Origin of the sequence: Halobellus ordinarius, from assembly GCF_031823395.1 — an archaeon.
Taxonomy (GTDB): Archaea; Halobacteriota; Halobacteria; order Halobacteriales; family Haloferacaceae; genus Haloquadratum; species Haloquadratum ordinarius.
The window spans coordinates 121,227-141,225 of sequence record NZ_JAVQKJ010000008.1 but is presented as its reverse complement, the minus strand read 5'-3'; the positions used below and the strand labels follow the sequence as shown (position 1 = coordinate 141,225).

Annotated in this window: 21 protein-coding genes; 12 read left to right on the top strand and 9 right to left on the bottom strand. The window is 66.7% G+C overall.

Translation table 11 applies throughout. The features are described from left to right. The first annotated feature begins 255 nt into the window (after window positions 1-255). Both RJT48_RS13185 and RJT48_RS13180 read left to right on the top strand, forming a co-directional pair. The gene (locus tag RJT48_RS13185; protein WP_311172939.1) at window positions 256-1,611 is read left to right on the top strand and encodes an MFS transporter; all 1,356 of its coding nucleotides are present in this window, start codon (window positions 256-258) and stop codon (window positions 1,609-1,611) included. 54 nt (window positions 1,612-1,665) lie between these two features. After that, entirely contained in the window at window positions 1,666-2,289 is a 624-nt protein-coding gene (locus RJT48_RS13180; protein ID WP_311172780.1) for a hypothetical protein, read from the top strand. A 38-nt stretch (window positions 2,290-2,327) separates the two neighbouring features. On the opposite strand, the gene RJT48_RS13175 is transcribed toward RJT48_RS13180, so the two are convergent. Both RJT48_RS13175 and RJT48_RS13170 read right to left on the bottom strand, forming a co-directional pair. Then, entirely contained in the window at window positions 2,328-2,750 is a 423-nt protein-coding gene (locus RJT48_RS13175; RefSeq protein ID WP_311172779.1) for a DUF3054 domain-containing protein, read from the bottom strand. Between the two features lie 66 nt (window positions 2,751-2,816). Continuing rightward, the gene (locus RJT48_RS13170; RefSeq protein WP_311172778.1) at window positions 2,817-3,410 is read right to left on the bottom strand and encodes a class I SAM-dependent methyltransferase; all 594 of its coding nucleotides are present in this window, start codon (window positions 3,408-3,410) and stop codon (window positions 2,817-2,819) included. A 78-nt stretch (window positions 3,411-3,488) separates the two neighbouring features. Between RJT48_RS13170 and RJT48_RS13165 the strand changes: the two genes are divergently transcribed. The 4 genes from RJT48_RS13165 (at window position 3,489) to RJT48_RS13150 (ending at window position 7,357) form a co-directional block, all read left to right on the top strand. Further along, the gene (locus RJT48_RS13165) at window positions 3,489-4,172 is read left to right on the top strand and encodes a GNAT family N-acetyltransferase (RefSeq protein WP_311172777.1); all 684 of its coding nucleotides are present in this window, start codon (window positions 3,489-3,491) and stop codon (window positions 4,170-4,172) included. A 26-nt stretch (window positions 4,173-4,198) separates the two neighbouring features. Then, entirely contained in the window at window positions 4,199-5,179 is a 981-nt protein-coding gene (gene fen, locus RJT48_RS13160) for a flap endonuclease-1 (protein ID WP_311172776.1), read from the top strand. A 186-nt stretch (window positions 5,180-5,365) separates the two neighbouring features. After that, window positions 5,366-6,004, top strand: coding sequence for a hypothetical protein (locus RJT48_RS13155; RefSeq protein ID WP_311172775.1), 639 nt, complete (start codon window positions 5,366-5,368; stop codon window positions 6,002-6,004). A 75-nt stretch (window positions 6,005-6,079) separates the two neighbouring features. Continuing rightward, the gene (locus RJT48_RS13150; protein WP_311172774.1) at window positions 6,080-7,357 is read left to right on the top strand and encodes an AI-2E family transporter; all 1,278 of its coding nucleotides are present in this window, start codon (window positions 6,080-6,082) and stop codon (window positions 7,355-7,357) included. 181 nt (window positions 7,358-7,538) lie between these two features. Here RJT48_RS13150 and RJT48_RS13145 read toward each other — a convergent pair whose 3' ends face one another. Continuing rightward, window positions 7,539-7,838 (bottom strand): PadR family transcriptional regulator, encoded by a 300-nt coding sequence (locus RJT48_RS13145; protein ID WP_311172773.1) that lies wholly within the window; start codon window positions 7,836-7,838, stop codon window positions 7,539-7,541. 409 nt (window positions 7,839-8,247) lie between these two features. Between RJT48_RS13145 and RJT48_RS13140 the strand changes: the two genes are divergently transcribed. Together RJT48_RS13140 and RJT48_RS13135 are read left to right on the top strand one after the other, a co-directional pair. Next, window positions 8,248-8,961 (top strand): DUF7117 family protein, encoded by a 714-nt coding sequence (locus RJT48_RS13140; RefSeq protein WP_311172772.1) that lies wholly within the window; start codon window positions 8,248-8,250, stop codon window positions 8,959-8,961. A gap of 71 nt (window positions 8,962-9,032) precedes the next feature. After that, complete coding sequence (locus RJT48_RS13135; RefSeq protein WP_311172771.1) at window positions 9,033-9,269, top strand: DUF7385 family protein; 237 nt, start codon at window positions 9,033-9,035, stop codon at window positions 9,267-9,269. 173 nt (window positions 9,270-9,442) lie between these two features. On the opposite strand, the gene RJT48_RS13130 is transcribed toward RJT48_RS13135, so the two are convergent. Both RJT48_RS13130 and RJT48_RS13125 read right to left on the bottom strand, forming a co-directional pair. Further along, window positions 9,443-10,957 carry an RtcB family protein gene (locus RJT48_RS13130; RefSeq protein ID WP_311172770.1) on the bottom strand — a complete coding sequence of 505 codons (1,515 nt, stop codon included), beginning with the start codon at window positions 10,955-10,957 and terminating at the stop codon, window positions 9,443-9,445. A 78-nt stretch (window positions 10,958-11,035) separates the two neighbouring features. Beyond that, window positions 11,036-11,482, bottom strand: coding sequence for a DUF5799 family protein (locus RJT48_RS13125; protein ID WP_311172769.1), 447 nt, complete (start codon window positions 11,480-11,482; stop codon window positions 11,036-11,038). Between the two features lie 126 nt (window positions 11,483-11,608). Here RJT48_RS13125 and RJT48_RS13120 point away from each other — a divergent pair, with 126 nt between their 5' ends. Both RJT48_RS13120 and RJT48_RS13115 read left to right on the top strand, forming a co-directional pair. After that, complete coding sequence (locus tag RJT48_RS13120; RefSeq protein WP_311172768.1) at window positions 11,609-12,892, top strand: HAD family hydrolase; 1,284 nt, start codon at window positions 11,609-11,611, stop codon at window positions 12,890-12,892. A gap of 69 nt (window positions 12,893-12,961) precedes the next feature. Next, window positions 12,962-14,200 (top strand): mandelate racemase/muconate lactonizing enzyme family protein, encoded by a 1,239-nt coding sequence (locus RJT48_RS13115; protein WP_311172767.1) that lies wholly within the window; start codon window positions 12,962-12,964, stop codon window positions 14,198-14,200. A gap of 245 nt (window positions 14,201-14,445) precedes the next feature. Here RJT48_RS13115 and RJT48_RS13110 read toward each other — a convergent pair whose 3' ends face one another. Next, window positions 14,446-15,078, bottom strand: coding sequence for a rubrerythrin family protein (locus RJT48_RS13110; protein ID WP_311172766.1), 633 nt, complete (start codon window positions 15,076-15,078; stop codon window positions 14,446-14,448). A gap of 247 nt (window positions 15,079-15,325) precedes the next feature. Here RJT48_RS13110 and RJT48_RS13105 point away from each other — a divergent pair, with 247 nt between their 5' ends. After that, the gene (locus RJT48_RS13105; RefSeq protein ID WP_311172765.1) at window positions 15,326-16,603 is read left to right on the top strand and encodes an MBL fold metallo-hydrolase; all 1,278 of its coding nucleotides are present in this window, start codon (window positions 15,326-15,328) and stop codon (window positions 16,601-16,603) included. Between the two features lie 106 nt (window positions 16,604-16,709). Here the strand turns inward: RJT48_RS13105 and RJT48_RS13100 are convergent, their stop codons facing one another. The 3 genes from RJT48_RS13100 to RJT48_RS13090 form a co-directional block, all read right to left on the bottom strand. Then, window positions 16,710-17,036: a 2Fe-2S iron-sulfur cluster-binding protein gene (locus tag RJT48_RS13100; RefSeq protein WP_311172764.1), complete on the bottom strand. Its 327-nt coding sequence runs from the start codon at window positions 17,034-17,036 to the stop codon at window positions 16,710-16,712. Between the two features lie 88 nt (window positions 17,037-17,124). Beyond that, window positions 17,125-17,580, bottom strand: coding sequence for a universal stress protein (locus RJT48_RS13095; RefSeq protein WP_311172763.1), 456 nt, complete (start codon window positions 17,578-17,580; stop codon window positions 17,125-17,127). 65 nt (window positions 17,581-17,645) lie between these two features. Further along, window positions 17,646-18,008 carry a DUF7964 domain-containing protein gene (locus RJT48_RS13090; RefSeq protein WP_311172762.1) on the bottom strand — a complete coding sequence of 121 codons (363 nt, stop codon included), beginning with the start codon at window positions 18,006-18,008 and terminating at the stop codon, window positions 17,646-17,648. Window positions 18,009-18,142: 134 nt separating this feature from the next. On the opposite strand from RJT48_RS13090, the gene RJT48_RS13085 reads away from it, so the two are divergent. Continuing rightward, window positions 18,143-19,969, top strand: coding sequence for a flippase activity-associated protein Agl23 (locus tag RJT48_RS13085; protein ID WP_311172761.1), 1,827 nt, complete (start codon window positions 18,143-18,145; stop codon window positions 19,967-19,969). The last annotated feature ends 30 nt before the right edge of the window (window positions 19,970-19,999 follow it).

Below are 19,999 nucleotides of genomic sequence, written 5' to 3'. Positions count from 1 at the left end.
AATTCATTGTCAACTACTGACGTAGGGATTATAAATTTTTTCCAGTGGTAACGCATACAACCTGTGTTGCTTTATGAAATACGACTCATAACTTATAGATCGCAGTGGTTCCGTAACGGGACCCCTCGATCGAACCGGAGTGAAGTTCCAGTCGGCGTCGAGGGACCCCCGCGGCATCGATCCGGAGCGTTGAAAGTCCCGCTCCGCGGAAAAGGGGACGTGAACGCGAACGACCGGTCGATCGTGGCGCTCGTGATGCTCGCCCACGGGATGGTCCACACCTACGAGCTGTCGATCCCCATCTTCGTGTCGATCTGGCTGGTCGAGTTCGACGTCCTCTCGCTTGGATTCGTCGAATTTGGCGTGACGGAGGCGACACTGGGGCTCGTCGTGACCGCGGGCTACGGCCTCTTCGGCGTCGGCGCGCTGCCGGGCGGGGTCCTCGTCGACCGGATCGGCTCCGATCGACTGATCACGGTCTGTCTGTTCGGGATGGCCGCTTCGTTCGTTCTGCTCGGGCTCTCGCCGAATCTCCTCGTCGTCGCGATCGCGCTCCTACTGTGGGGGGCGGCCGCGAGCGTCTACCATCCCGCGGGGTTGACGCTGCTCTCGAAGGGCGTCCACGAGCGCGGGACGGGCTTTGCGTACCACGGAATCGCCGGCAACGTCGGAACGGGCCTTGGACCGTTGTTGACGGCGATCCTGCTGCTCTTTCTCGATTGGACGGTGGTGGCGATCCTGCTTGCGGTACCCGCCCTCGCTGCGGGGGCCTACGCCGTCCGGGCGCAGTTCGACGAGACAGCAGCCGTCGACGACGTTGCGAAGGCGACCCCGAACGGCGGGGGCGACGACGAGAGCGACGGCGGTGCCGACGCCGGCAACACCGACGCCGGAGGAGATTCTCGGGCAGACAGCGTGGGTTCGCTGGCCGAGTTCAGCGTCGAGACCCGCCGGCTCTTCGCCGGCGCGTTCGCGCTCGTCTTCGTGGTTGTGATGGCCTCCGGCCTCTACTACCGCGGCTTCCTGACGTTCCTGCCGAATCTCCTCGAAGGGCTCCCCGGGTTCGAGCCGGTGCCGTTGACGTCGTTGCTTCCCCCGGTCGTGACCGACGCCCTGGGCGTACAGCCGGGGTCGACGCGCTCGATCAACCCCGAGCGGTACTTCTACTCGGGGCTGCTCATCGTCGGCGTCTTCGGCCAGTACCTGGGCGGGAAGCTGTCGGACCGGATCCCCGTCGAGCGCGGCCTCGCCGGCGGTTTCGGCCTGTTGGCCGTGCTCGCGCTCGTGTTCCTTCCGGCCGCGAACGCCGGGATCGTCCCGCTTTTAGCCGTCGGCGCGGTGCTCGGCGCGGCGCTCTTTCTCGTCCAGCCGTTCTACCAGGCCACGGTCGCGGAGTACTCCCCGGCGGGGACGCGGGGGCTCTCCTACGGCTTCACCTATCTCGGCGTGTTCGGCGTCGGTGCGCTCGGGGGCGGGATCGCGGGCACAATTCTGACCTACGCGACGCCGGCTGTGCTCTTTGCGACGCTTGCGGTGTTCGCGGCGGTCGCCTCCGGGATCGGATTCTACCTCCTGCGGCGCCGTGCCGACGCGGGCGCCACGACGAGGTGACCCCGTCCGCCCGCGCGCAGAAAGCATATAGAGCCCACGCCGAACCGGAACAGTATGGCCGTCCCGCCGACCCCCTCCATCCGTCGCCGAACGCTGCTTGCCGCCGTCGGAACCGCGCTGTCGTCCGCCGCTGCCGGCTGTCTCGACACTGCTCCGGCTGCGACGACGACGGACGCCGACTCGGAATCGACAACCCACAGCGACGCGACTGCCCGGACGGACGACACCGCGACAGATTCCTTCGCGGACGGGAACTCCCCCACGGCCGCCACTTCCACGGACCCCCCCCGTGACGGTCCCGACCCGTTCTACGTCGAGAACCACCGGCCGAACGACCGGTGCGTGTCGCTGTCGGTGAGACACACGGAGACGGACGAGACGGTCCTCGATGGGACGTATACGGTCCCCGGCGCGAAGGGAATCGCGTTCGAAGGAGTCGGCGCCGTCCGGGAGTCCTACGCGGTCGAGGCGACGCTCGACACGGGGGAGCGCGTGCGCGAAACCTGGACGGTCCGCGTCTGTCCGCCGGAGTTCCGCGGCGACGGACTGAACCACGCCGGACTGGTGCGGATCGAGGACGACGACGTTCGGTTCCTGAAAAACGAGTGTGACTTCCTCGTCGTCGACCATCCCGAGACCTACGAGTGGGAGCCCAATTCAGCCGACTGTGATGTGTAGCGACGGGAGTCGGCCCACGCGGGAACCGACGGCCGGACTCACCCGCGGAGTTTGAAGAAGAGCCACCGGAAGACGGCGAGGGAGACCCCGCCCGTGAGGAGCACGACGACCCCGAACGTCCACTGGAAGCCGCCCGAAAACAGCGGCGACGCGCGGAGGGCGAAGCCGATGATCGAACCGGGGATCCACGCGCGAACCGCGAGCGGAACCGCCGCCTTCGCTGATTCGGCCGCGCCCGCGGAGTATGCACCGACGAGCGGCCCCGCGACCGCCCACCCGACCAGAAACGGGACGAGCGTCAAAAGCCACCCGACGGTGTTCGTCGAGAGGTACTCCACGCCGTTGTGGTTGATCACGCCGATCGTCAGGACCGCAGCGAGCGCGAGGACGTCGACGACCGCCAGCGGAAACGCCTCGGCGTCGATTCGTCGTGCGAGGAACGACTCCTCGGAGGATGCCATACACGTCGATTCGGACGCTCCCTAATGGCTCTCCCGGATTCGGTCCGCCTCCCGTCGCGCTGGCCGTCACTCCCGCGGCACGCGGCCCACCACGACGTACTCGAACCCCTCGCGGACGATCCGGGCCTCGAACCCCGCCGTCGACAGCAACTGACAGAGCGCCGCGGGCCGCCAGAAGGTCGAATCGAACCCGACGAGCCGTTCGGCGGCGACGAGCGCGCGCCCCCGGAAGCCGCGTGGATCGAACTCCTGGACGACGAGTACGCCGCCGGGACGGAGAATTCGGAAGGCCTCCGACAGCCCCGCTTCCGGGTCCGGGAGGTGATGCAGCGCGTCCACGACGACGGCGGCGTCCACCGCGTCGTCGCTGATCGGGAGGGCACTCGCGTCGCCGCGGACGACCGCGTGGCCCTTCTCGCGAGCGCGTGCGAGCATCCCGCCGGAGATATCGACGACGAGCGGGGCGTACCCGACAGTAGCGAGTCCCTGTCCGGCGCGGCCGGTGCCGCCGGCCAGGTCGACGACGCGGTCGATCGGCCGATCGGCGAACGCGAAGCCATCGCGGAGCGGTTTCACCCGCGCGGGCGGCATCACAGCGTCGTAGAGCCGTGCGAGACGGTCGAAGAAACGGACATCGCCGGGACCGAACCGCGAGGACATACCCCCACTTTCGCGGGCGCCCGGCAAGGGCCTGTCGCACCGCCGCACTCTTTCCCCTGCCGTCCGTAGGGTGCGGAAATGGAGTTCGAGGTCCTCGGGTGGCCGCCGGACGGGCCGACGCTCCGCCTCGATTACCGGCGGTTCGCGTACGCCGGCAAGTTCGTGATGTCGAACACCGGCAAGGCCGTCGTTCGCGGGCCATCGGCGGATCCCGATGGCAATACGGCGATGCGAGAGAGAGGTGACTCGGGAGAGATACCGCGGGATGTCCCCGACGCCGACGACTTCGAGACCGACGTCGTCGCCGCGCTCGCGTTCAACGCCGACCGGACAGACGACGCGACGCTCTGGTACCGCTACGTGACGGTCCGTTCGGACGTGAAAGGCTCAGGGATCGGCCCGCGACTGGCGGCCTTCACTGCCCCACGTGCCGCAGCGCGCGGCTACGAACGGCTCCGGATCGCCGTCAACAACCCCTTCGCCTACGAGGCGATGCACAAGGCGGGCTTTCGGTGGACCGGTCGCGAGACGGGACTGGCCGAACTGGTCCTCGAACGACCGGTCGAAGAGGAGATGACTGCGACGGAGTCCGACGGTGTACCGACGGACGTGGCAGAAACCGCCGACGCGAATCGATACCAGGCGGGTCTCGACCGCTTCCGCGAGCGCGACCTCGGAGAGCAGGAAGCGACATTTCTCCACCGGAAGCGCGGTGCCGATCCACCGGCGCCGATCACACAGCCGACGGACCCGGAGGGTTAAATCGACGGGCAACCGAACGCCGAGCGATGGGTAACGCAGACCTGCGGAGTCTGGCGGCGCTCGAAGAGGTCGGCTTCGACGAGGTGGCCGGCAGCGTCGTCGCCGTCGACGCACACAACTGGCTGTACCGGTATCTGACGACGACAGTCAAGTTCACCGCCGAGGACGTCTACACCACCGAGGCGGGCGAGGAGGTAGCGAACCTGCTCGGCGTCGTCCAAGGGCTGCCGAAGTTCTTCGAGCACGATCTGGTCCCGGTGTTCGTCTTCGACGGCGGCGTGACGGAACTCAAAGACGACGAGGTGGCAGAGCGGCGAGCGGCCCGCGAGCGCGCCGAAGAGCGGAAGCAGGACGCCGAGGAGCGCGGCGACGCCGTCGCCGCGGCCAGACTGGAGGCGCGGACACAACGGCTGACCGACGTGATCCACGAGACGACGCGGGAACTCCTCCGATTACTCGACGTCCCGATCGTCGAGGCGCCCGCGGAGGGCGAGGCCCAGGCGTCGTATATGGCGGCCCGCGGCGACGTCGACTACGTCGGTAGCGAGGACTACGACACGCTGCTCTTCGGTGCGCCGTACACCCTGCGCGGACTCACCTCGAAGGGCGATCCGGAACTGATGGATCTCGAAGCGACGCTCGCGAAGCACGGACTCACCCGCGAACAGCTCGTCGACGTCGCGATCCTGTGTGGGACAGACTTCAACGAGGGTATCTCCGGGATCGGACCGAAGACCGCCCTCTCGGAGATCCGCGAACACGGGGACCTGTGGGCCGTCCTCGACGATCGCGGGGTGTACATCGAACACGGGGATCGGATCCGCGAGCTGTTTCTCGATCCGCCCGTGACCGACGAGTACGACTTCGGGACGGAGATTTCACCCGACATCGACGCCGCGCGCGCCTACGTTACCGAGGAGTGGGAGATCCCGGCCGAGGAGGTCGCCCGCGGGTTCGAACGCATCGAGTCCTCGGTCGTCCAGACCGGGCTCGACGAGTGGACCTAACCTGCTGTCCGGTCGGGGTTACCCAAACGTGCATTCGAGGAAACCGGCCCGCGTAACTCACACGTGCATTCGAGGAAACCGGCCCGCGTAACTCAAACGCGCATTCGAGGAAACCGGCCCGCGTAACTCAAACGCGCATTCGACCTATCCAAACGGGTTTGATACCCGCTTCCGTATTCGGTATCGATGCGTCGACGCCGGTTCCTCGCCGTGGCGTCCGCCCTCCTCGTCAGCCCGCTCTCCGGGTGCAGTTCGGGGGCGACGACTGACACCCCCGGAAGCCCCGGGGCCGACGAGGAACTCCCACCGACGGGCGACGGGACGCTCTCGGAGTTCGACGCCAGGGACCCCTTCGAGACGCGGCGCGTCGGTGAGGCGTCGGACGCGGCTCACCACCGCGCAGTGATCTGGAACGACGATGCCGACCGACGGACGATCGAGGTCGAACTCCGCGCGGCAGCGACGGGCGAGAGTGTCGTGGACGCGACGGCCGAGTTTCCGGCCTACGGGTCGCTCCGAATCGAAATCTACCGAGCGCGGGACTACGTCCTCGACATCGCACTGTCGAACGAGGACGACCGGATGCTCGGCATCCGGCGGGATTTCGTCGACTGCAACGACTCCGCGACGCACGTGGCGGTCCGACCCGACGGGAGCGTCAGAGCCCGGGTGTTTTCGACGGCGCTGGCCTGTGACGTTGCGTCATCGAAAGCAACAGTCTCGAACGAGTCGTCGGCCGCGTCGGTGCCGACTGAAACGGCGACAGCGACCCCAGCCGCCGAGTCAACAGCCGAAACCGCTACGTCGGATTCGACAGCCGAGTAGCCGAATCGTCGGACAGGAGCCGGTCAGGGGTCGGGTTCGCGGTAGCTTTTTGCCGCCTCCGGTCCCTGCTTGGGTATGTCCGTAGTTGGGATGGACCGCTCACAGCTGTCGTGGTGGGTGGCCGGGTTCGCCCTGATGGGGGCGCTGCTGTTCGTCGTCCACTCTTTCATCGGGACGTTCGTCTTCGGGCTGTTCATCTACTACGCGACACGTCCCATCTACCGGCGTATCAAAAAACGAGTCCGACCGCCGAGTCTCGCTGCCGCCGTCGCGCTCTTCGTGCTCGCGTTACCGGCGCTGACACTCGTTGCGTATACGGGCGCGATCGCGGTCAGTGAACTGATCCGCCTGACGAACGAGGGGATTTTCGATCTCTCACAGTACCCGATCACGTCCGAGCAACTCACGCGGCTGACCGACTTCGAGCGGCTGCTTGCGCTCGATCCGGCCACGTTGACAGTCGCGCAATTACAGCAGGTGATCGCCTCGATGAGCTCGGCGAGTAACGTTCTCGCCTTCGTCGGCATCGGGCTGGTGCACCTGTTTGCGATGATCGCGGTCGCGTTTTATCTACTCCGCGACGACCAGAAGCTCTCGATGTGGACGCGGACACAGGTGGCCGACGACCGAGGCGTCCTGGAAGCCTTCCTCGACGGCGTCGACCGGGACTTCACGAACATCTTCTTCGGCAACATCCTCAACGCTGTCCTCACCGGGACGATCGGCGTCATCGCGTACTCGGTCCTGAATCTGTTCGCACCACAGGGGACCGGCATCCCCGCTGCAGCCCTCGTCGGCCTCATCGCGGGCGTCGCGAGTCTCATCCCCGTCGTCGGTATGAAACTCGTCTACGTGCCCGTCGCGGTGTATATAGGCGCCGATGCGTACCTCTCTGACCCGACTACCCTGTGGTTCACCGGCGTGTTCGCCGGCGTTTCGTTCGTCATCGTGGATACGATCCCGGATCTCGTCCTGCGACCGTACGTCTCGGGCCGCAATCTCCACGTCGGCGCCGTGATGATCGCCTACACGCTCGGGCCGCTGCTGTTCGGTTGGTACGGCATCTTCCTCGGCCCGATCATCCTCGTGTTACTCGTCAACTTCGCGCGGCACGTACTGCCGGTGCTGATTCAGCGCGAGTCGCTGGTTCCGTACTCGATCGATCCAAGCGTCGCCGAGGTGGACGAATCTTCTCAGCCGCCCGGGTGGGATCCGGATGTTGTCACCGACGGTGACGGAAACCACGAGGGGGGAGACGGCTTCGAGTTTGGCGCCTCCCTCGCAGAGCCGACGTCGGCGACGGCGCAGAACGGAGAAGAAGGTGCTGGAGCCCCCTCCGAGAGCGGCGAGTGAAGTCACCCGCAGTCGTCGGGGTGGGCAGGCCGGGTGTCGTCTCCGGGCGGTGCCCACCGGCGGGTGGTGAACACCGGTCGTCAGATCCACGAGCCCGTCTCACACTGATTAGGCTCGTCTCTTCCCGCCGAGCGCCACCCCGTTGGCGACGCTCGGCGGGAACACGTGCGAGTGATCAGTATCAGTCGTCGTCGATGCCGTCGAAGGTGACGTTGATGTAGGTCGCTTCCCAGTCTTTGCGCGCGGCGATCTCGCGGCGGCCGCGTCTGGTGAGAGTGTAGTAGTTCGTTCGTCGGTCGCGCTGTCCCTTGTCGACGAGTCCTTTCTCCACGAGAGTGTCGAGATTGGGGTACAGCCGGCCGTGGTGGATCTCTTTTTCGTAGTACTCTTCGAGTTCGTCTTTGATTGCGAGCCCGTGGGGTTCGTCGAGCCCGGCGATCACGTACAGCAGGTCGCGCTGAAATCCTGTCAGGTCATACATCGGTGAACTCTATGTGTTATTTAGTGTTCTCGGAAATAAACATATCGGCTCACGACGGCCGCAGGGCGCTCGAAACCGGCAAGAGCGTCTCGTATGCGCTATACCGATCAAGGGACATATCCGGAGATTTACCCCTCGAAAGTCAACGAGTAAATATGTCGGCCGTCGCGTGACTTCGACCCTTATGGGGATCAAAGAGACCAGTGGCTGGCGAACGACCCGAACGGAAAAGGAAGCAAGCCGCGTGAAAGGCACGCGGATGCTTGCCGCCCTGAGTTGGTCCCCGCTGACGCTTCGGCCCTCCAAGCGAAGCGTCATCCGACGGTTACGGATTTCTCTACATAAATATATCGACTGCGGCGAGCGCCGTCGCGACGCGCTTTTTGTATTCGGGACGCAACCGGAGCGTATGGAAATCCGAGGCCGTCGCCGGTGTACGGACTGCGGCCGGGAATGGTCGTACTACGACACCGGCCGCGTCGACTGTCCGGACTGCGGGAGCCTCCGGAGCGTCGGCCTCGGCGACCGGGAACGACACACCGACGGGGCGGTCGAACTCGACCTGTCGGACCATCGCGCTGCCCTCGGCGAGCACACTGTTATCGAAGACGTCGCGGCCGACCTGAAAACGACGCTCCGGGACTACGTTCGCCGTCGCGGGTTCCTGCACGGCGGCGAATTGCGTCCCGTCGACGAGACGGTGCTCGCGGCGGCCGAACTGCTCCACGCCGTCGACGTCTTCGACCGGACGCGCGATCCCGACGACGATTCGCGCCTGTACGTACTCGAACTCCTCCGCGGCGCCGACTTCGGCGAGCGACCGGCCCCGGACACTGTCCCGGCGTCCATGACCGCCGCCCGGGGACTCGCGTACGCGGAGGTGCTCGACGGGTTCATCACCGACGTCGGTGTCTGGTTGGAGGACAATCCGGACACGGCCGCGAGCAAGGTGCGTGAGAGGCTCGATACGCACGTGCGACGCGTCGAGGCCATCTACGGCGACGTGCCGGCCGAGGAATCGGAGGCACTCGTCCGTGCCGCCCGCGAACTCGTCGCGTACCTCCACGACGACGACGAGGCGGCGCTCGCCCGTGCTCGGGATCGACTTTCGCGCCTGGGCTAAAGAGACTCGTTTCACGGCCGGTGGCGATCGCGACAGCAACGGTTTTGGCCGCGGCTCTCAGACACCCGGCGATGGCCGAGCGATTCGACCAACACGCCGTCCGTCACCGGATGAAACTCCTCCGCGACGGCGGCGACGTCACGCTGTATGAGAACCGTGAAGACGTCGAGTGTCCGGCCTGCGGCGCCCCGTTCTCCCGATTGCTTCTCACCGAGCGGCGCAGCCACTCGTTCGACCTCGGCGGCGCCGAACGGGTCTGTGTAACCCACGAAGACGAGCGGCTGGTGATCTGCACGCACGACCAGTAGCAGGGATCTTGCCGGATCGGAACATCGCGAGGGCTTTTACCCGATCGGGAGGCCAGCCCCGGCGTGACCTGAAGACGGTCCCCCGACGGTCACAGCGGGAGCGCGGCGCGCCGTCGGGGGCGTCAGAATGCGCCGCCTGTTCGCCCTTTCCCTGATGCGCTGTCTCGCCGCGCTCACCCCTTGATGTTACAGACGGGGAACGTCCGCGCCACCTTGTCGCCGATGCCGAGTTCGTCGGACACGCGGACCACCTCGTCGACGTCCTTGTAGACGCCCGGTGCCTCCTCGGCGACGGTCGCCCCCGACTGCGCCTTCACGTAGATCTTCTCTTGGTCGCGGAGTTCGTCCTGAACGGTCTCACCCCAGTACTCGTTTTTCGCCTGCGTCCGGCTCATCGTCCGGCCGGCGCCGTGGGCGGTCGAGCCGAACGAGAGGTCCAGCGAATTCTCACCGCCCCGGAGCACGTACGATCCCGCGCCCATACTGCCCGGGATGATGACTGGCTGGCCGACGTCCCGGTAGGCAGCCGGCAGTTCCGGCCGCCCGGCCGGGAACGCGCGCGTGGCGCCCTTCCGGTGGACGTAGAGCTCCCGCTTCTCGCGGCCGACCGCGGCGTCGGCGGTCGTCGGCCGGCCGTCCTCGTCGACGCCGACCTCGTGGACCTCCTTCTTACCGATGTTGTGGGCGACGTCGTAGAGCAGGTTCATCTCCATCGTCTCCCAGTCCCGGTCGAAGACGCGCTCGAAAACCTGCCGCACCCGGTGGGTGATCAGCTGGCGGTTCACCCACGCGAAGTTGATCGCCGCACACATCGCGCCGTAGTACTCCTCCGCGAGGTCCGAGCCGGCGGGGGCGGCCGCCAGCTCCCTGTCCGGGAGCTCAGCCAAAAGGTCGCCGTGCGCCTGTTCGATCTCGCGGAGGTAGTCGGTACAGACCTGGTGACCGAGCCCGCGGGAACCACAGTGGATGAGGACGACGATCTGGTCGGCTTCGAGGCCGAACTCCTCGGCGACAGCCGGCCGGTAGATGTCGGTCACGCGCTGGACCTCGAGGAAGTGGTTGCCGGAGCCGAGGCTGCCGATCTGGTTTTTGCCGCGGTCCTTGGCCTTCTGCGACACCGCACTCGGATCGGCATCCCGACGCATCCCCTCGTCTTCACAGTGTGTGAGGTCGTCCTCGACGGCATAGCCGTGTTCGAGCGCCCAGTCGACGCCGCGAGCGAGAATCTCCTCGACCGTCTCCTTGCCGGCCTCGACGACGCCGCCGCCGCCGAGCCCCGACGGGATGTTCGCAAAGAGCGCATCCACCAGCTCCGCCTCGTGGCCGACGAGGTCGTCGTACGTCAGGTTCGTCGTCACCATCCGGACGCCGCAGTTGATGTCGTAGCCGATTGCCCCGGGCGAGAGACAGCCGGTCTCGACGTCGGTCGCGCCGACGCCGCCGACGGGGAACCCGTAGCCCTGGTGGCCGTCGGGCAGACAGACCGCGGGTTCGACGATCCCCGGGAGATGCGTCGCGTTGCGCAGCTGGGTCAGCGTCTTGTCGTCGCCGATCTGTTCGAGTAGTTCCTCGCTCGCGAGCACCCGCGCCGGGACCCGCATATCACCCTCACGGGGCAGTTCCCAGACGTGCTCGCGGACCCGTTCGAGCCGAATGCCGTCGAACTCGCGGATGTCATCGTCGCTCATACGCGGACACACGACGGCCGGCAGGGAAAGCGTTCTCCTCCCGGAGCGATCGCCGCTCCGATACTGGACCGCCGGGGGTTACTCTAGATATGCGATTCGGACCTGCTCCCACTTGTCGCGGGATTCCAGATGTCGCTGGAGTTCGTCCGCGTACGCCTGCGTCAGCCGCTCTGCGGCTTCGATCCGCTCTTGATCCGAGCCGCTGCTTCCGGCGTCGAGGCCGATCGCCCCCTTCAGCGAGTCCAGCAGGCCACCACCGGAGGAGTCGTCCTCGCCGGGGCCGCCGGCCATCGATCCCATCTGCGATCGCACGTTCTCGAGTTCCGGCATAATCTGTGGGAGTTTCTCCGTATTCGCGATCATCCGCGCGTTCTCGGGGTCCTCGGCGTTCTCGATGTCCAGTTCGGTCGCCGTCATAATCAGGCCCCACTCCTGGCTCGTGAACTCGGAATTCTCGACCCGGTCGGTGAACTCCCGGTCGACAGTCATCCGGTCGCCCACGATGCTGTCGGTCCAGTCTGTCATACGACGGTGTAGGCCAGTCGACCGTTTGAGCGTTTCCCCTCGGCGGCTCCGGGCGCGCCCCGTCGCGATCGGCAGGCCGGATCACACGGAGGATGCGTTTTTATCCCCACATAACCGACTCCGCCTATGGATCGATACGATCTCCTCTACCGACTCTACGAGGGGTACGAGACGGATACCCTGCGTGATCTCCAGAACTTCGTGGATCTCTTTCCGCCGGTGGACTCCCGCGTCGCGCTCGACTACTGGGAAGACGCGAGCGACGAACTGGACGCCCGAAAGCGGGAGATCACCGCGGCGTTCGACGGCAGGGGCACACTCGCCGAAATCGCCGCTCGGGCGACCCGAGAGCAGACTTTCACGGCGCTGGACCTCCACTCGAAGTACGGTCGGTCGGTGAACGCCCTGGTACTCGACGTCGACGAGACACTTCGCTCCGCGGGCCGTACGGACAACGAGATCCCCCGGGAGACGCTGCACCTCCTGACGGAGATGCACGAGGCGGGCCTCCCGATCGTCATCTGTACGGGCCAGACGCTGGAAAACGTGAAGGGCTTCGCCATCCAGGGACTGGGCACCGAACTCGTCCACTCGGGGGCGCTCAGCATCGTCTACGAGGCGGGAACGGGCGTCTTCACCCCGGGCCACGGCTCCGACACGAAGCGGTTGCTCTACGAGACGCTCGACGAGGACGTCCAGGAGGTGTTCTCGGTGGTCCGCTCGCGCGTTCTCACCGCCGCCCCCGAAGACCTCCGTCGCTCGGTACATCTGCAGGGCAACGAGTTCAACGTAACGCTCAAACCGAATTTCGACGTCGGGAGCGACGCCGCAGCGGCAGTCATCGACGAGGGGTTGGTGTACCTCGTCGACCTCCTCGGGCAGGCCGTCGCCGAGACCGTCGAAGGGATCGGCGAGGTCGGCATCGAGGTCCGAGACGTCGACGGCGACGACAGAGGACGCGCCGCAAACTGGGCGCGGGCGTACTACGCCGACGCCGATCCGGAGATCGCACAGGTACTGGACCGCGAGGACGCGACGCCGTCCTGTGGGGTCGAAGAGATCCCAGAGTCGGTTCGGGAGCGGTTCGACCGGATCGACGTGGGGTACTACCACGCCGACGCCGCCGAAATCGGTTCCCTGGACCTCGACAAGCCCACCGGCGTCAGGGCTGCGCTGGACGTCCTCGGGATCGACGACCCCTTCGTGACGGTCATGGGCGACAGCAAGTCGGATCTGCGCGTGATGGAGTGGGCCGAGGCCGCCGACGCCGGAATCGCTGCGGCGCCGAGCCACGCCTCCGCGTCGGTCCTCGAACACGTCCGAGCGACCGACGAACTCGTCTACGAGCCGGGAGACGCGGGATCGATCCTGCGGACGGTCTCCGTGCTGAACCGGCTGAACGAGTGGTGAGATCGGCCGGTCTCTCGGGGCAGTTCCCAGCCTCCAAAGAGTTACATCGGACCGAGTAAATACGCAACTATGGGAATCGACTACGCGGATCTACACGATCCGAACGCGGAGTACACGATGCGGGAACTCTCCGCGGAAACGATGGGCGTCACGCGCGAGCGCGGTGGCGGCCGCGACGTCGCGATCACCGACGTCCAGACGACGATGATCGACGGGAACTTCCCGTGGACGCTCGTGCGGGTGTACACCGACGCCGGCGTCGTCGGTACCGGCGAGGCGTACTGGGGTGCCGGCGTCCCGGAACTCATCCAGCGGATGAAGCCGATGATCGTCGGCGAGAACCCGCTCGACATCGACCGGCTCTACGAACATCTGATCCAGAAGATGTCGGGCGAGGGTTCGATCGAGGGCGTCACGGTCACTGCGATCTCCGGTATCGAGGTCGCCCTCCACGATCTGGCGGGCAAGATTCTCGAGATCCCGGCCTACCAGCTGCTCGGTGGCAAGTACCGCGACGAGATGCGGGTCTACTGCGACTGTCATACCGAAGCCGAAGCCGATCCTGAGGCCTGTGCCGACGAGGCCGAGCGCGTCGTCGAGGAACTCGGCTACGACGCGCTGAAATTCGATCTCGACGTGCCCTCCGGCCTGGAGAAAGACCGGGCGAACCGACACCTCCGTCCGGGCGAGATCCGGCACAAAGTCGAGATCGTCGAGGCGGTCACGGAGCGCGTGAAAGACCGCGCGGACGTCGCTTTCGACTGTCACTGGACGTTCTCCGGCGGGTCGGCCAAGCGCCTCGCCGACGCCGTCGAGGAGTACGACGTCTGGTGGCTGGAGGATCCCGTGCCGCCGGAGAACCTCGAAGTCCAGGAGGAGGTCACGAAGTCGACGACAACGCCGATCGCCGTCGGCGAGAACCGCTACCGCGTCACCGAGGAACGGCGGCTGATCGAGAACGGCGCGGTCGACATCATCGCACCCGACCTGCCGAAAGTCGGTGGGATGCGGGAGACGCGAAAAATCGCCGACGTCGCGAACCAGTATTACGTGCCGGTGGCGATGCACAACGTCTCCTCGCCGGTCGCGACGATGGCCGCCGCCCACGTCGGCGCGGCGATCCCGAACGCGCTGGCGGTCGAATACCACTCCTACGAACTCGGCTGGTGGGACGAACTCGTCGAGGAGACCGTCATCGAGGACGGATCGATCGAGGTTCCTGAAGCCCCCGGCCTCGGCGTCACGCTCGATATGGACGCCGTCGCGGAGCATATGGTCGACGGCGAGGAGTTGTTCGACGAAGCGTAGGTTCGTCGAGCCAGCCAATCTCCGATTTGCGTTGTTCGATCCGGCGTGAGTCGGATCGAGCTCGCCGGAGCGACGTTCCGACGGTGTTCGACCAAACGGACCGATCCGACGGTGTTCGACCAAACGGACCGATCCGACGGTGTTCGACCAAACGGACCGATCCGACGGTGTTCGACCAAACGGACCGATCCGACGGTGTTCGACCGATCGGAGCGAAGTCGTGTGCGAAAGCCTGTTCTTTCCCCTCAGCAGATCGGCTTGGGATCGACACCCATCCCCACGAGCACGTCGGTGTAGTCGTCGTACGCGAGCTGGATGACGTAGCTCGCGACGGCCTCGGCGGTCTCCCAGTCCTCTTCGGTCTCACAGACCGTATCCAGCAGGTCCAGTCCCCGATCCTGGGCCTCGCGGGTTTCGGTCCGCAGTTCGCGGAAGACGTCGGCGGCGGCCTCGTCGGCCTCGTTGACGAAGAAGCTGACCACCTGGAGGTGGGTCCGGTCGCTGACCAGCGTCCGGCCCAGTAACCCTCCGGCCAGGCGATCTACGGTCCCCGCACGCTCCCGGAGGTAGCCGTGCATCGGGCCGCTGCCCGGGGGCTCGATCTCCTCGCCCAGGAGGTCGGCGACCCGCTCGTAGTGGCGCTGCTCCTGGTCGGCGACGTCGGCGAACAGGTCTGCGGCCGCATCGTGTTCTTCGTCGTCGGCCCACGTGGAGAACGTCTCGCGGGCGGCGAGTTCGCTGGCGGCGGCCGCTCGCAGAACGCTCTCGCGGTCGAGTTCGGCGTCGGTCAGCGCGAGAAGCAGTTTACTCGAACTGAGACGGTCGAGTTCCGTTTCCTTGGCCGTCTCGACGGCGCTTCGGAGGTCGGCTGTGTCCATACTCCCGCTTCGGAGCAGCAGGCGTTAAGCCTTGGTGGCGATCGGCTTCGATCGACACCGCGGCGGAACAATCAGTGTGGATGTGCCCTCATACTGATTACTCTCGTCTCTTCCCGCCGAGCGCCGCCACCGGGGGGGTGGGACTCGGCGGTAAAAAGTGAGGTAATCATTATCAGTCGAGGTGTAATCCGGACGGCGCGATCCCGCCACCCTGCTGTTTAATCCACCGAGCGCCGTAGTTGCGAGTATGAGTGACCGTGACTACCCGGAACCGGACGGCGAGGTCGACACGCTCTCGCCGGCGACTCTCGCCGCCCGAATCGGTTCGGGAGAGCCCGTCTCGATCCTGGACGTCCGCGACCGCGACGAGTACGACGCCTGGCACGTCGACGGGCCGGGCGTCACCAGCAGACAGATCCCCTACGTGAAATTCGTCCAGGCCGAGGTCAAGGGGACCGTCGCCGAGCGAGCGCCGGACCTCCCCGAACCACTCGTGGTGGTCTGTGGCGAGGGGAAAGCCAGCGCGTACGTCGCGGACCTCCTGACGACGGCCGGCGTCGAAGCGGCGAACCTGGCGGGCGGGATGGACGCGTGGGCCGACCTGCTGGTCGCCGCCGAGGTGCCGACCGACGGACCGGCCACCGTCCGCCAGTATCGGCGCCCCTCCAGCGGCTGTCTCGGCTACCTCGTCGAGCGCGACGGCGAAGCGGCGGTCATCGACCCGCTCCGGGCCTTCGCCGAGCGGTACGTCGCGGACGCGGCGGATCTCGGCGCGGACGTATCCTACGCGATCGACACGCACGTCCACGCCGACCACGTCAGCGGAGTCCGCGAAGTCGCCGAGCGGACCGACGCCGAGGTGATCCTCCCCGCCGGCGCGGCCGACCGCGGGCTCGCGTTCGACGCGACACTCGTCGGCGACGGCGAGACGCTCACTGTCGGCGGGACGACTCTGCGTGCGCTGGGGGCGCCCGGTCACACCCACGAGATGACGGCGTTCGCCGTCGGGGAAACCGTCGGGTGCGGGGGAGTCGTCGACACCGCCGGGACCGGTGGAGACCCCGACACCGCCCGGAGCGGGGGAGACACCGGAATTGCCGGAGTCGACGTCCTGCTCGCGGGCGATAGCCTCTTCTTGCGCTCAGTCGCACGCCCCGACCTGGAGGCGGGTCTCGACGGCGCACCCGAACTGGCTGCGCTGCTCCACCGGACGCTGACGGAGCAGTTCGGCGAACTCGCTGACGACGTCATCGTGGCGCCGGGTCACTACGACACCACCACGACGGCCGCCGAGTCGGGGGTCTACGCCGCCACACTGGGTGAGCTTCGGGGGTCGCTAGACGCGCTGTCGATGGAGTCCGACGCGTTCGTCGACCACGTCCTCTCGGCGATGCCACCGCGGCCGAACAACTACGAGCAGATAATCGCGACGAACCTCGGCCGCGAGCGCGTCGACGACGACGAGGCGTTCGAGATGGAACTCGGACCGAACAACTGCGCGGCCGGAGGGGCCGACGCCGACTGACGGGCCGAGCCGTCGACCCACCCTCATACTGATTACTCTCACTGTTTACCGCCGAGCGCCGCCACCGGGGGTGGCGCTCGGCGGGAAGAGACGAGAGTAATCAGTATCAGTCGTCTGCGGCGGCCTGCGAGGCGTCAGCGGCGTCCGCTTCGATGCTCGGCGGGTACACGCCCCGTTTCAGCTTCAGATCGCTCTGGGGGCGGGCCATACAGGTCAGCGCGTAGTTCTCGCGCTCCTCGTCGGTCAGCGCCCGTGCTGCGGGCTGGGTGACGTCGCCCTCGACGATCTCCGCCGAACAGGCCAGACACATACCGACGCGACAGGAGTACTCCTGGGCGATTCCCGCCTCGATGCAGGCTTTGAGAATCGTCTGTTTGTCCGAAATCGCCAGAGTCTCGCCCGTGCCGATGAACTCGACACTGTACTCGGTCATACCTCGCCGTTCGGCGGATCGCTTCAAAACTCTTTGCGAAGCAGCCGGGAGATGATCTGATCGATGCTCCCCGACCGGACGGGGCGGGCTACTCTTCGCTTTCTTCCTCCTTGGCCGATTTCGGCGTTCGGACCGTCATCACCGGAGCGTCCGCGGTGCGGATGACCTTCTCGGCGACGCTGCCCAGGAGGAAGCGCCCGACGCCGGTGCGGCCGTGGGTACCCATCACCACGAGATCGATTCCCTCCTCGGCCACGTAGTCGACGATCGATCGGTGGGCGAGGCCGGTTTTCACGGTCGCCTCGACCGAAACGCCCGCTTCCTCGGCGGCCTTCTCGATGCGGTCGACCGCCTTTTTGCCCTCCTCCTGAAGTGCCTCGGCGACGATCTCTGCGCCCATCTCCAGCGAGGAGTACGCACCAGTATCAACCACGTAGAGAGCGTGGAGCGTCGCGTCGTACTGCGTCGCGAGTTCGATCGCGTGTTCGACTGCGCCCTCGCTCGCGTCGCTGCCGTCCGTCGGAACAAGTATGGTGTCGTACATCTGTCGGGACAACCTACGTCCCGGGGGGTTTTAGTTAGTATCCTCGGATGCGGTCCCGAGGCCTTCTAGTCGGTCTTCTCAGGGGCGGTGCTGTCGTCGACTGCGGGCTCGAAGTTCCCGGGGGCGTCTTCGGCCGTCACGTCCGCCGGATCGGTCCCGCGGAATCGGAGGATTGCGGCCTCACACGTCTGTAACCCGTCGATACGTTGGACGTCCTCCGAGAGGCTGACCGTCTCCACGACGGTCCACGACTCGGCGTCGGCATCGAAGGCGAGACCCTTCACCCACGCGTCGGTGGCGACGAGCACGCCGGACGCGCGGCCCTCCTCTTCGATCGGGACCGCGAGCTCCAGCGCGTCGGCGGCGTTAAGCTGCATCAACTCCTCCGGGCCGAGCGGGCGCGGTGGCAGCGAATCCACGACAGTCATACCCGGAGTGGGCGCTGCGAGCGCTTGGGCGTTCCGGATCGGGCTGGCGTACCGCCCCGAGCAAACCGAATCACAGTCCACTGGAGCCGACGCCGATCACAAAGTTTCTACCCCCTGGTGACGACGGGAGGCCTATGTCGCAGGAGGGCGACGAGGAGACGTCCCCCGATTCGGCTGTCGACACTGTCGAGAGCCGATCGCTCCCGATCGATCGCGTCGTCGTCGCCGTCATCGGGATTGCCGTAGTCGGCCTCGCGCTCCGCCTCGTCGACCTCGGGGCACGGCCGTTCCACTGGGACGAGGCGCGTGTCGGTTACTGGGCGCTTCGATACGTCGAGACGGGCGCGTTCCAGTACCGCCCCGTGGCCGGCGGGCCGCTCCTCTACCATCTCGATCGGGTGATTTTCTCTCTGGGCGGCGTCTCGGATCGGCTCGCCAGGCTCCCTGTGGCGGTTCTCGGCGCCGCACTCCCGCTTGGAGCCCTCCTCTTTCGGGATCGGCTCGGCGACGCCGAGACGATCGCCTTCGCGGCAGTCCTCGCCGTCCAGCCGCTCCTCCTGTACTACTCCCGGTTTCTCCGCGGCGACGTCCCGCTCGCGCTGTTCGGTCTCGCCGCCGTCGGCTTCGCGGTGAGGGCCTGGGATCGGCGGAGCCGACGTGACGCGTACGCGGCCGCGGTTGCGCTGCCGCTTGCAGCCTCAGCCTCGGGATTTGTCGTCGGCTACGTCGCCTGCTGGCTCGCGGCGCTTTTCATCGTCGTCGACCAGCGGAGCGTCGCCGCCGACGAGGGGCGCAGCGCACGAGCGGCCGTCGGTACCCTTCGAAAGCGCCTCGAAGGGACGTCGACGCCGGCCGCTCGTGCGGGATTGCTCGCGACGGGCGTGACCGCCTTCCTGTTCGCCCCGCGGGCCGGGCCCGGCGTCCCGATCGGTCTCTACGATCCGTCGACGGTCCACCTGGCGGTCTACGAGGGGACCGTCGGCGCCTTCCGGCGGTTCGTCGGCGTTCGGATCGTGAACAGATTTCCGGAGGGGACGCACGCGATTCTTCCGTACGTGGCCGACAGCGGCAGGCTCTTTCTGGCCGTCTCGCTCCCTGTCGTCCTCCTCGGGGTCGCGGCAACGTTGCGGGAACGGTACACGGAAACGCGCCGGCCGGTGGTCGAGGGCGTCGGCTACTGGGGCCTGCTCGCGGTCGTGGTGTTCCCGACGATCGCAGAGGTGTCCGCTCCGTGGACGCTCGTGCACGTGATCGTCCCGCTGTCGCTCCCGGCTGCGGTCGGCCTGGTGGCCTTGCTTCGGTGGGGTGCCGACGCTGCAGTCGAGGTGAGAGACGCGGCCGATTCGGCGCCCGAGAGCCCCGTCGACGACGTCGACGCGGATACTGAGATCGACGTTGGCACCGAGTTCGACGAGGGCGATCGTATCGGCCCTGGCGTCGATTTCGACGCCGGCACGGTCGTCGCCGTCGTGCTCGTCGTCCTCGCCGTGACGGCTTCGGTCGGTGGCGTCATCGCCGGTGACGTCTACGGGCCCTCGGACCGGGACAACCGGCTTGCGCAGTATGGACAGCCGAGCGACGATCTCGACCCGATCAGATCTGCGGCGGCAAACGCGACCGATGGGGATCGATCGACTGCTGAAGTGGTGTACGTGGGATCCGCCTACCACGTTCCCGACCATCGCTCGACGCGATTCCCGCCCGTCGGCGACGCCTGGGGGAACCGACTGCCACTGCCGTGGTACGTCGCGTCGGCCGATGCGGACGCGACGAGCGTGGCGAACGCCACAGAACTGGACGGGCTGGCCGAAACCGGGGCCGTGCCGCCGATCGTCGTCACCGACCGCGGGAATCGGAACGTGGTCGCAGAGCGGCTCGATCCGGCGTACGAGGCAACGACGTACCGGTTGGGACTGTGGAACCGCGAGGTAGTGGTGTTCGTCAACCACTCGCGGCGCTGAGGACCCGACCGCCCTACCTTTTTAACCGAT

Bases quoted from the DNA above. Each gene is read 5' to 3' on its own strand.
- RJT48_RS13120 (WP_311172768.1), top strand. From the start codon at position 11,609: ATGGATCGATACGATCTCCTCTACCGACTCTACGAGGGGTACGAGACG.
- RJT48_RS13165 (WP_311172777.1), top strand. From the start codon at position 3,489: ATGGAGTTCGAGGTCCTCGGGTGGCCGCCGGACGGGCCGACGCTCCGC.
- RJT48_RS13180 (WP_311172780.1), top strand. From the start codon at position 1,666: ATGGCCGTCCCGCCGACCCCCTCCATCCGTCGCCGAACGCTGCTTGCC.
- RJT48_RS13185 (WP_311172939.1), top strand. From the start codon at position 256: ATGCTCGCCCACGGGATGGTCCACACCTACGAGCTGTCGATCCCCATC.
- RJT48_RS13090 (WP_311172762.1), bottom strand. From the start codon at position 18,008: ATGACTGTCGTGGATTCGCTGCCACCGCGCCCGCTCGGCCCGGAGGAG.
- RJT48_RS13125 (WP_311172769.1), bottom strand. From the start codon at position 11,482: ATGACAGACTGGACCGACAGCATCGTGGGCGACCGGATGACTGTCGAC.
- RJT48_RS13155 (WP_311172775.1), top strand. From the start codon at position 5,366: ATGCGTCGACGCCGGTTCCTCGCCGTGGCGTCCGCCCTCCTCGTCAGC.
- RJT48_RS13175 (WP_311172779.1), bottom strand. From the start codon at position 2,750: ATGGCATCCTCCGAGGAGTCGTTCCTCGCACGACGAATCGACGCCGAG.
- RJT48_RS13115 (WP_311172767.1), top strand. From the start codon at position 12,962: ATGGGAATCGACTACGCGGATCTACACGATCCGAACGCGGAGTACACG.
- RJT48_RS13170 (WP_311172778.1), bottom strand. From the start codon at position 3,410: ATGTCCTCGCGGTTCGGTCCCGGCGATGTCCGTTTCTTCGACCGTCTC.
- fen (WP_311172776.1), top strand. From the start codon at position 4,199: ATGGGTAACGCAGACCTGCGGAGTCTGGCGGCGCTCGAAGAGGTCGGC.
- RJT48_RS13150 (WP_311172774.1), top strand. From the start codon at position 6,080: ATGTCCGTAGTTGGGATGGACCGCTCACAGCTGTCGTGGTGGGTGGCC.
- RJT48_RS13095 (WP_311172763.1), bottom strand. From the start codon at position 17,580: ATGTACGACACCATACTTGTTCCGACGGACGGCAGCGACGCGAGCGAG.
- RJT48_RS13135 (WP_311172771.1), top strand. From the start codon at position 9,033: ATGGCCGAGCGATTCGACCAACACGCCGTCCGTCACCGGATGAAACTC.
- RJT48_RS13105 (WP_311172765.1), top strand. From the start codon at position 15,326: ATGAGTGACCGTGACTACCCGGAACCGGACGGCGAGGTCGACACGCTC.
- RJT48_RS13110 (WP_311172766.1), bottom strand. From the start codon at position 15,078: ATGGACACAGCCGACCTCCGAAGCGCCGTCGAGACGGCCAAGGAAACG.
- RJT48_RS13145 (WP_311172773.1), bottom strand. From the start codon at position 7,838: ATGTATGACCTGACAGGATTTCAGCGCGACCTGCTGTACGTGATCGCC.
- RJT48_RS13130 (WP_311172770.1), bottom strand. From the start codon at position 10,957: ATGAGCGACGATGACATCCGCGAGTTCGACGGCATTCGGCTCGAACGG.
- RJT48_RS13140 (WP_311172772.1), top strand. From the start codon at position 8,248: ATGGAAATCCGAGGCCGTCGCCGGTGTACGGACTGCGGCCGGGAATGG.
- RJT48_RS13100 (WP_311172764.1), bottom strand. From the start codon at position 17,036: ATGACCGAGTACAGTGTCGAGTTCATCGGCACGGGCGAGACTCTGGCG.
- RJT48_RS13085 (WP_311172761.1), top strand. From the start codon at position 18,143: ATGTCGCAGGAGGGCGACGAGGAGACGTCCCCCGATTCGGCTGTCGAC.